Annotated in this window: 11 protein-coding genes; all 11 read right to left on the reverse strand. The window is 63.8% G+C overall.

The annotated features are described in order from the left end of the window. On the reverse strand, window positions 1-2,626 hold a 2,626-nt coding region (locus QMM04_RS18345), incomplete at its 3' end, for a helix-turn-helix domain-containing protein (protein ID WP_282996709.1). A 29-nt stretch (window positions 2,627-2,655) separates the two neighbouring features. Then, window positions 2,656-2,946, reverse strand: a complete 291-nt coding sequence (locus tag QMM04_RS18350) for a conjugal transfer protein (RefSeq protein ID WP_282996710.1) — start codon at window positions 2,944-2,946, stop codon at window positions 2,656-2,658. Further along, on the reverse strand, window positions 2,943-4,109 hold the full coding sequence (traJ, locus tag QMM04_RS18355) for a plasmid transfer ATPase TraJ (RefSeq protein WP_282996711.1): 1,167 nt from the start codon (window positions 4,107-4,109) through the stop codon (window positions 2,943-2,945). Before traJ ends, QMM04_RS18350 begins: the two co-directional genes overlap by 4 nt. Beyond that, a complete protein-coding gene (locus tag QMM04_RS18360; RefSeq protein ID WP_282996712.1) occupies window positions 4,109-4,933 on the reverse strand; it encodes a type IV secretory system conjugative DNA transfer family protein in 825 nt (274 codons plus the stop codon). The genes traJ and QMM04_RS18360 overlap by 1 nt, the downstream gene beginning before the upstream one ends. Next, window positions 4,930-5,406 (reverse strand): DotD/TraH family lipoprotein, encoded by a 477-nt coding sequence (locus tag QMM04_RS18365; protein WP_282996713.1) that lies wholly within the window; start codon window positions 5,404-5,406, stop codon window positions 4,930-4,932. The genes QMM04_RS18360 and QMM04_RS18365 overlap by 4 nt, the downstream gene beginning before the upstream one ends. 50 nt (window positions 5,407-5,456) lie before the next feature. After that, a complete protein-coding gene (locus QMM04_RS18370; RefSeq protein WP_282996714.1) occupies window positions 5,457-5,927 on the reverse strand; it encodes a lytic transglycosylase domain-containing protein in 471 nt (156 codons plus the stop codon). 58 nt (window positions 5,928-5,985) lie between these two features. Beyond that, window positions 5,986-6,417, reverse strand: coding sequence for a hypothetical protein (locus QMM04_RS18375; protein WP_282996715.1), 432 nt, complete (start codon window positions 6,415-6,417; stop codon window positions 5,986-5,988). A 3-nt stretch (window positions 6,418-6,420) separates the two neighbouring features. Then, window positions 6,421-6,894, reverse strand: a complete 474-nt coding sequence (locus QMM04_RS18380) for a lytic transglycosylase domain-containing protein (protein WP_282996716.1) — start codon at window positions 6,892-6,894, stop codon at window positions 6,421-6,423. Beyond that, window positions 6,879-7,490: a prepilin peptidase gene (locus QMM04_RS18385; protein WP_282996717.1), complete on the reverse strand. Its 612-nt coding sequence runs from the start codon at window positions 7,488-7,490 to the stop codon at window positions 6,879-6,881. Before QMM04_RS18385 ends, QMM04_RS18380 begins: the two co-directional genes overlap by 16 nt. A 4-nt stretch (window positions 7,491-7,494) precedes the next feature. Continuing rightward, window positions 7,495-7,923, reverse strand: coding sequence for a type IV pilus biogenesis protein PilM (gene pilM, locus QMM04_RS18390; protein WP_282996718.1), 429 nt, complete (start codon window positions 7,921-7,923; stop codon window positions 7,495-7,497). A 110-nt stretch (window positions 7,924-8,033) separates the two neighbouring features. After that, window positions 8,034-9,155, reverse strand: a complete 1,122-nt coding sequence (locus tag QMM04_RS18395) for a site-specific integrase (protein ID WP_282996719.1) — start codon at window positions 9,153-9,155, stop codon at window positions 8,034-8,036. Window positions 9,156-9,258 lie beyond the last annotated feature (103 nt).

Here is a 9,258-nt window from a genome sequence, read left to right on the forward strand (position 1 = left end):
CTCCGCGCAGCTCGCCCTGTATCGCCGGCGGTGCGCGCAGGCTATCAGCCTCCGCCACCGGTGCAGCAGCTGGCGCTGCGGGTGCCGGCTGCGGGTGGGGAACGGCGGGCGCCTCTGCCACAGCAGGCGCCGGAACGACCGGATCTGGCACTGCGGTGACGTCAGCTGCATCAGCAGGAGTCGTCTGCGGCGCTTCGGGGGCCGGACTGTCCTGAACCGCGGCAACCGGTTCAGCAGCCACCGGTTCCGGTCTGAACGGTTCCGCCGCGGGTTTCTGATCAGGATTCATATTGCTGACAGCGCTGTCGACCAGCTGACCCAGCCGGGCAGCACTGTCATCGTATTTCAGATCAAGGCTTCTGACCGCTTCCGCATAGAGCCGGTTTAACGGGGTGATCGCCGTTTTCCTGTCAGGGGGATTATCAGCCGTTTCAACCAGCGTATGCCTGAGCAGAGCGGTCAGCCTTTCAGCTTCCTCTGGCTTGTTCTGCGCGCTGGCCAGACTGACCAGCTCTGAACGGATGGCGTCATAATGAACCGACACATCCGGTTTTTCCTGCAGGATTTCCGACAGCCTTGACGCGTCCTGAGCGGCATTATCTGACGCCCTTTCAATGTATTGCGCCATTTCGGCTCTTGACGCCCCTTCTGCAAAGCGCAGCCGGACGTTATCGATGAGGTCAGTGTTGACGATGGCGATATAGCTGTTGTCTTTCAGGGCATCAATGCCTGCCTCTTTCAGAATACGCATCCCTTCAGGGCTGCTGGCATACTGAAAAAATGGCGCATCGATTTTCTCGCAGCCGGCGAGCAGATCTCCATACCCCAGACGAGAGGTCTCCCCTTTCGCTGTCAGCTCCTGATCGACCGTTTTCCCGGCCTCTCTTATCCGGTCCCGCAGCGCATCCGTGAGTGAGGAACTGTCCCAGCGGTCCAGAATCACCGAATGAGAGGGTATCTCCAGTTCATACACGTGATAGTCCGGGTGGTTGATCTCCTCCATCGCATATTGCACGCCCGTAACGGAGTTATCGGTATAAAATCCGCGGCCCATGAAGTTCTGACCCAGACCAATTTTTTCAGGGTCAACGGCGCTGAAGGTGGCCGGTGAGCCGTGGTACAGGGTGATCGTGTCACGCACAGGCGCAGCGGGTGAATCATTCACCCTGCTGGCCGGCACGTCAGCGGCAGCCGGCGCTGGCGGTGTGGCTGGCGCGGCTTCAGGCTGCTGCGCCTTCAGGATGCGGTAAACGCTGGTCTGCCCGATGCCGAGCTGCTCCGCAATCTGCGCGGGCTTCAGCCCCTCATCGCGCAGCTTCAGAATTTCATCCGTTTTCTCTCTGGCGGCACCGGAGCGGCGGGCTGGAGTGGAGTCCGCTGCGGCGTCCGGGGACGCGGCGGAAAGATTGTCCGGCGCTGGCTGTGCGTCGTCAGGTGTGGCCATGGGGGCATCCTTATGGTTGAGCTGCTCAAGAGCCTGAGCAATGTCGGGAAGCAGCGTTTCGCGCAGGCGCTCAGCGCCGCGGAACAGGTGCAGGTCGTTAAAGTCGGTAAAGCCGCGCTCGATTTCGGCGGCCGTCAGGTCCGGCAGCAGCACGGCGCCGCCGGTCGCCGCTGCGGCGCGGTTTGCCGACAGCACGCCTTTATTGATGTCTTTGGTGTGGTCAACGTCGGCCATAAACAGGTGCGGGCTGTCGGGGTAGCGGTCCTTCAGTACGTTCGCCACCGTCTCCATGTTGCCGGCGTCGATGGTCATCACGACCGGACGGCCGGTGACCATGTGCAGGCTGCGCGCGGTGGCGTAGCCCTCCGCGTACAGGACGGGCTCGCCGTTGCGCAGCTCACCGCCCTCCACGCGGAAGTGCCCGGCCTTGGGGGCGTCCTTAAACAGGAACTTCTCACCGTCGGGCGGAATGTACTGCAGCGTGCGAAACGCGCCGTCTGCGTCACCGAACGGCACGACCAGCGCGCCGTTGCGCGTCTGGCGCACGTCATCCGCCACCGTGATGCCCTTGCGCACCAGATAGCCGTGCGCCGGGTCGGCCGCCGGCAGCCGCTCATACAGCGCCTTTGCCTTTGCGGTCTGCTGCGCGTAAAGCGCGGCCTGCTCGCGGGCAAAGTCATCCTGCGACTGACGCATCACCGCGCGGATGTGCACGCGCGCCAGCGGGTCAGCTTTTCCTGCTCCGCCGCTGCTGGCCCTCCAGCGCGTGATGTCCTTGTCGTTCTCGGCGCGGTGGTAGTTGATGAACCAGCCGCCGGGCTTCACGCCGTCGAGAAAACCGCGATAGACGCCGTCTTTGTTCCCTTTTTTCCCGTCCGCCACCGGCACGCGGTGTCGCCGTCCGTCCATCACCGGCAGGCCGTCCAGCACCAGACCGCCGCTGGTCAGCGCGTCCAGAAACTCCGACTGCGGGTCGCCGCCGCCGCTGCTGCGGATGCTGCGGTCCGGCAGCCACTTCTGCAGCCGGCTCAGGTCGGCGCCCGGGCGCGCGTACCAGAGCTGCGCCTCTTTATCCCACGTGATGGCGTTGCCCCCGTCCGGGTGCTTTCCGGCGTCGGCGCGCGCGGCGTCGCGCTGGTCCGGCAGGACCGCAAGCCATACCGGGTAGTCAGCTGTACTCATGATGCCTCCTGTTACAGGGTCAGAGACGGCTACTCACCGTCGGTGTAGCGCCGGTACCACCAGGGACGGCCGCTCAGGCTTTTGCCGCGTGCAATGCGGGCAAAACGCGTCAGCAGCTCGGTGACGCCCCAACCGAAGGCTTTCAGCAGGCGGAACACGGCGATGATGCCGGTCACGACGTAAATCGTGTTCATGGCGGGAAAGCGGAACCAGAAGAGATAAAGCAGAAACAGCCAGGCGGGGATGCCGAGAAAGCTCAGCGGGCTGCCCGCCCACCGCCAGAACCCCGGCGGGTAATCCTCTTTTCTGAACTCACTCATGCACGGCCCTCCTCAAACTCGCGGCGCTGAGGCGGCGACATCACCACCGCCAGCTCGGATTCGGCGATGCGGCCCGTGCGGTACAGCTGCCACGCCTGATCCACGATGCGGCGCTTTTCCAGCCGGATAATGTTGTTGATGTGCGCGCCCCACTGCGACCACGGCATGCCGGCAAGCTTCTCGCGCAGGTAGTAGTCAAAAAGGATGTACTCGCGCACCGCCACGCGCTTTCCGTCAGTGGTGCGCAGCAGCGTCTGCACCACCACGTACTGCAGCACGCCCAGCAGCGACCAGGCCAGAGAGTCGCGACTCTCGTGCGGAAACTCGTTGATGAGGCGCGGAAACGCCTCGCCGGGTGAGTCGATGTGCGTGGTGGACAGCGTCAGGTGGCCGAGCTGCCCGGCGCGGATGCCCACGTCAATGGTTTCGCGGTCGCGCATCTCCCCCACCCCGATGACCGACGGCGCGCGTCTGAGGTCAGCGCGGATGCCGCTGGCGAAGTCGGGAATGTCCCTGCCGACCTGCGACTGCAGGGGCGGCAGCACGTCGTCCGGCCGTCCGAGGATGAACTCGATCGGGTCCTCTTTGGTGGTGACCTTGCGGTCCGGGTCCGTGTCCAGGCAGTAGCGGTAGGTCGCCGCCAGCGACGTGCTTTTACCTGAGCCGGTAATGCCGCCCCAGAGCCCCATGCCTTTGGCCGGCAGGAGGTTGGCCATCAGGTCCGGCTCAAGGCCGAGGCTCTCCAGCGGCGGGATATCGGACGGAATGACGCGCATTGTCCAGCCGATGGTGCTGTCCTGACGCCCCGCCGTCCCCTGCAGCAGGTTGACGCGAAAGCGGATGCGCTCGCCGCGGTTCAGGCCCCAGCGGCCGGTCATGTCGCCGTCGAGCTGCATTGCGCGGTCAATGGCGACCCCGCCGCGCACCTTCGGGCGAAGCTCCGGGGTAAACACCTCGTCCATCAGCTTGGACAGGGTGTCGTCCGCCACCGCGAAGGGGCTCGCCCTGAGCAGGCGGCCGTAGCGGCCCACTACGAAGTGGTTGTCGCCCTGCAGGTGAATGTCGCTCACGTTATTGCGTGCGCACCACACCATAAAGCCGCGCAGCGCGTCGGCGTTCAGCCCGCTGCCAAAGTCGTAAAGTTCCAGTCCTGAGGCTGACATCAGCGCTTCTCCGTATTGATGACCGGCTTCCACTTCGCCTTGTCGGTGACAAAGCCGGCGCGTGACTCCAGGCGACGCTCGCGGTCGCCGGTGGTGAGCTTGTTGCTGTCGCCGGTGACCGTCTGCTGACGCTCGGTGACCACCGGGGCGGTAATGAGGTTCTGACGGCGCAGCAGCACGTACTGCAGCATGCCGTTGTAGTCGCGCGTCAGGCGGTTGACGTTGGCCTCCAGCGTCTCGTCGGCGCTCTGGCGCCCTTCCGCCCAGCCTTCATTTACTGCCGCCTGCCAGATGTCGCGCTGCACGCCGTTCTCCGGTATCAGCCCGCCCACCGGCTCGTCCGGCGGCACGGTGCTGAGTCCGGCCATCAGCCAGCCCCGCCACGTCGGCGGATTGCTCACGAAGCGCTCGGGCTGGATGATTTCGTACACGTGGCTCGCGGTGCGTATCTGGTCGGGGGTGACGTGCGCCACGTCCACGGCCTCGGTGATGACCGGCGGCAGCCAGCCGCGGGCGCTGATAAGTGGGCGGAAGTCATAGGTGGCATCCAGCTGCTTCGCGCGCGCCTCCAGGTCACGCCGGAGCTCCCACGCGCGCTGCGCCTTGCCGCCGCGAAAGCCGGTGGTGCGCCCGCCCTCGGTCAGCATCTGGCGGCGGTTATCGGACACGTCAGACGTGTCGCGCTCTCGCGGCGACAGGTAGGCCTCAGGACCCGGCGGCGGTGCGCCGTCCGGCCCGGGCGCGGGGGCCGCCTTCGTGAAGTGAAATCCCGCGCAGCCCGCCAGCAGCGCGGGCAGCAGCAGGACGGTGAGTCGGGCTTTCATCGGCGGTTCCCCTTCGCGTGGCGGGTCTGAACGGCTGGCAGAGACGGCATGAACTGCAGCACCATCTGCCCCGGGTAGGTGACGACCGTGGCGCGCCAGGCGGTCTGCATCTCAATCATGCGCATCGCGTTGGCATAGGTAACGCCCTGCACGTCGATGTTCACGGGCAGCGGCAGGCGCACGCCCGTGTAGCTGAAGGACTGCCCGCGCGCCCGGGCGAGCTGGCTCAGGAGCTCCACCGCGTCACCGTCCCAGCTGAACGTAACGCGGTCGCTGTCGGCCCGGACGGACGCCACCGGCAGCGGCGTGCCGGCGTCGAGGTCGCCCTGGGTCCAGAGCTGCGTCATCTGCAGCGCTGTCCGGGGTGGCGGGGTGGTCTGTGCCGCAGCCGGAGCGGCTGCGTGCTGTTGCGCGGGCAGCTGACAGCCGCACAGCAGCAGCACCGGCAGCGCGGTAATAAGGTGTTTATTCATGGTGTCTCCGGGGGTTGCCGGTCTTCAGAAGGGTGAGCAGGCGGCGCCGTTCAGCGGCTGGCCAGCCAGATGGAATAGACTTTTCGCGCATACAGCATGCGGCGGGCCTGATTGCCGTCCGCAAATCCGGCGTTGTAGCTGCCGAGGCACTGCCAGGTCAGGCCGCAGACCTGCAGGTGCTGCGCGAGGATCCAGGCGCCCGTCTGCACGTTAAGGCAGGGCTGCGTCAGGAGGTCGCGTTCATCGCTGATAACGCCCATGGCTTTGAGCTTTGCCAGGTGCGTGGAGTTGATCTGCATCAGCCCGAAATCCCGGCTGGTCACGCGCCCCTGCCGGTCGCGGTTGTAGCCGACCGCGTGTGGGTTCATGCCGCTTTCCACCTGCGCGATGGCGCGCAGGAGCTGCGGTGACACGTGATAGCGGGCGCCGGCCTCGCGGAAGCAGTAGGCCTGTGCGGTGGCGGAGAAAAACAGCGCGGCCGCCAGCAACAGCAGCGTGCGCCAGAAGTGGGTGATTCGCATGGGTGAAATCTCCGGCACCGGGCAGCCGGGCCTGTGGCTATGACATCAGGAGGGGTAGTTATTCAGCAGGCAATTCTTTGAGCGCACGGTGCATCAGTATCCGCTCATCGAGCGCCTTTTTGCAGGCATCATCAGGGCGCCCTTCACTTTCGGCCTTCATCCTGCAGCTCAGGTCACTGTATCCGGTGACGGCCAGCGACAGACTGTGCATGAGTGCGTCAGAACGGTCGGAAAGGCAGCCGAACCACGCCGCGCTAAAAGCATCGAAAGCCTTATCGCCTTTGACGGCTTCGCGAGTTAACGTTTGGTTCTCACGGGTACATTGATGCCTGAAGATTGCCTGCGTCAGGGGTAGCACGGACGCCTCGTCCTTCTGCCAGGGTGAGAAGTCAACGTCATACTGCCAGCTCAGATAGCCCACCGCGCAATACCAGCCGAGAAAAAATACGCTGGCTGCTATGCCCGCCCGCTTTAACGTTACTTTCTGCATGATTCAGTTTCCTGTGAGTTCGATATAGCGCGCATATACCTTGCGGGCGTAGCGCATGCGAAACGGCTCGTTCGCGTTTTTAAAACCGGCGTTATAGGCCCCGACTGACGTCCAGTTCACCCCGTTCTGCGCGATGTTTTTGGCCAGTATCCAGGCGCCGACGTGAATGTTCTGGCAGGCGTTGCCGAGCAGCACGTCACGGGTTATGCCCATCGGGCTTAACACCGGCAGCCAGGAGGAGTTGATTTGCATCATACCGAGGTCTTCGCTCAGCACCCGGCCGTTCTTTTTGTTGAGCCCGATGGCGCCGGGGTTCAGTCCGCTTTCAACTTCGGCGATGGCCTGCAGCAGCCGCCAGTCAACGCTGAAACGTACGCCCGCCTCACGAAAGCAGCGTGCGGCCTCCGGCGGCACTTTCGCCGCATCCGTCACGCCTGCCACGATCAGCAGCAGGCAAATCATCACAGCGCGCCACATAGCGACACCGCCACGAAGACCGGATAAAGCACGGTGATAAACGGCACGCCGCGTACGAACCGGCCCGCTATCGCGGTCAGCACCAGGCTCATGGCCAGACACGCGCCCGACCAGGTCGGGGTCAGCCAGGCGCCAATGGCCGGCAGCACGTACAGGTCACCGGAGGCCAGTGCCGGCGGCTGTGACCGCATCCAGGTGATGAGATTCAGCAGCAGCGCCGGCAGCAGCATGACGGCGGCACCCGTCAGGGCGGGGATGGCATCAGAGCCGCCCGGCAGCAGCGTGGACAGCGCCAGCCAGGAGAGCAGGAAAATGATCAGGTCGGGCACCCACTGTGTCACGCAGTCGATATAGGCGGCGCTGGCCAGCAGCAGTACGAACAGGACAAAGGCCGGGTTGTGCGTCATCAGCCAGGCGGGGAACACGCCACCGCAGAGCATCACGATCGCCAGCAGCGGCCGGATGGGCGCCACGTCAGGATAAACCTGCGTTTCCGCCGCAGAGGCTTCGGCAGCAATGCGGGCACCGGCATAGAGCGCCGGCAGGTTGAAGGCGAGCATCAATGAGAAAATCAGTACAGCGGGAATAATCAGCATTGCATTACCTCACGTAAACCACATAGCCGGCCGGAATAAAGTCAGGCCGGGCAAGCCGTCCGGACGGCGTGTTGATACCGGCCGCATCGCTCAGGCCAAAGTGCGAACTGTTTTCGGTGTCTGTCATCAGCTGGGCATAAACTCCCGGGCTGGCAGGCATAAAGACATACCCCGCACCGCCGCTGATGCGCAGCTGAATCGTGCTGCTGCGGGGCAGCCAGTCGGGCAGGGTTATCCGCGCGGCAGCATCCCCGTCGGCTGGAGTGCTGCTCGTCCAGAGGTCGTTAAATGCAGAGACGTACTGGAGAAACTGGCCCGCCTGCTGGCCCTGCGTCACGCGGTCCACGTTGTCGCGGGCGGTTAGGTTGATGAACATCAGGCAGGAAGTGGCTACCGCCAGCAGCATGGCTGCGAAGAAAACGGAAGATCGCATATGTGTTCCGGGGTGAGGTGATGGAGCCTGACCGGGGGGAGCGGACAGGCGTTAACCCGCAGGAGGACGAAGCCCCGCGCAAGGCAGAATGCGTGAAATAGTTCCGGGCGTCAGAGCGGTCTGATTAAGACCCTCCGGGTATCGTTGGCCTGCACCGCACCGGGCGGAGGCAGACGCTTGCCCGCGCAGGCTGCCCGGGCCTGTATCCGGAGCAGATCCGTAGCCGCATTAATGAGTGCTTCTTCCCGCGTGGGCGCCGGGAGGGTCAGATGTTCGAGGTCAGCAAAACTCACCGTAACGGCGCCGCCCTCCTCACACAGTTCTGCAGGATAAGGCACGAAGAGCGCCGCAAACTTCTGCGCCTGACGCCGTCTGACGTCAAGCTTGCTGACCAGTTGAGTGGCGCGCAGGTGAGTGTACCGCTTCAGCATATTCAGGCTTTTATGTCCGGAAATCGCAGCCACTTCCATTACGTTCAGCGTGCCCAGCTCAAACAGCCGGCTGACGGCTTCATGCCGCAGATCGTGGAAGTGCAGGTCTTCGATTTCGAGCCCGGAAAGTATGCTGCGCCAGGCGCTTTTGAAACCGTTAGAGGTGTAGCTGAAAACCGGACCGGAAAGCGCGCCCGTACATTCGCGTAGCGCCTGACGGGCCTTATACGACAGCGGAACGTCGCGGGCGGTGCCGTTTTTCGTCATCGGCAGGTGAGCGATGCCCAGGTTCAGATCCACGTGCTCCCAGCGCAATGCCAGAATCTCCCCCTGACGCATGGCCGTTTCTAGCGCGAGCGTGAAAATCACCGACAGTTCGGCATTGCGGGTCCGTAACGCACGCCGGATCCGGCGCTCCTCAACAGAGGTCAGCCGGCGCGTACGCCCGGAGGAGGCCTGCGGCTTGCGAACGTGCTCAACCGGATTATGCGTGCAGGTGCCCCACTCGATACGCGCCAGATTATACAGCGCCGAGAGCAGCGCCATCTCCAGCCGTACCGTATTGGCGCTAACCGTGCGGCCTGTCCTGTCGCTGATCGTTGCCAGCCTCCCGTCCCGGTAGGTGGCAATGTCGACGGAAGTGATTTCATCCATGTTCTTTTCGGCCAGCGCTGAGCGTTTCAGCACATTGATGCGATAAAACTCCTGCAGGTGTCCCCGCTTGTGCACGGACACAACGCGACAGTATTTATCGAGCGCCTTTGATAAGGCCATTTTTCTTATGCGTTGTCTGACTGCCATATACCCCCCCAAAAGGGGGGGACGATACCACAATTCATCCTGACATCACTGCCAATCCGGTGTGTGGAAAAAGGCCGAGGGCGGCTCGACAAGAGTGTGTGCT

It is taken from the genome of Pantoea sp. Pa-EAmG, assembly GCF_030024295.1.
GTDB lineage: Bacteria > Pseudomonadota > Gammaproteobacteria > Enterobacterales > Enterobacteriaceae > Pantoea > Pantoea dispersa.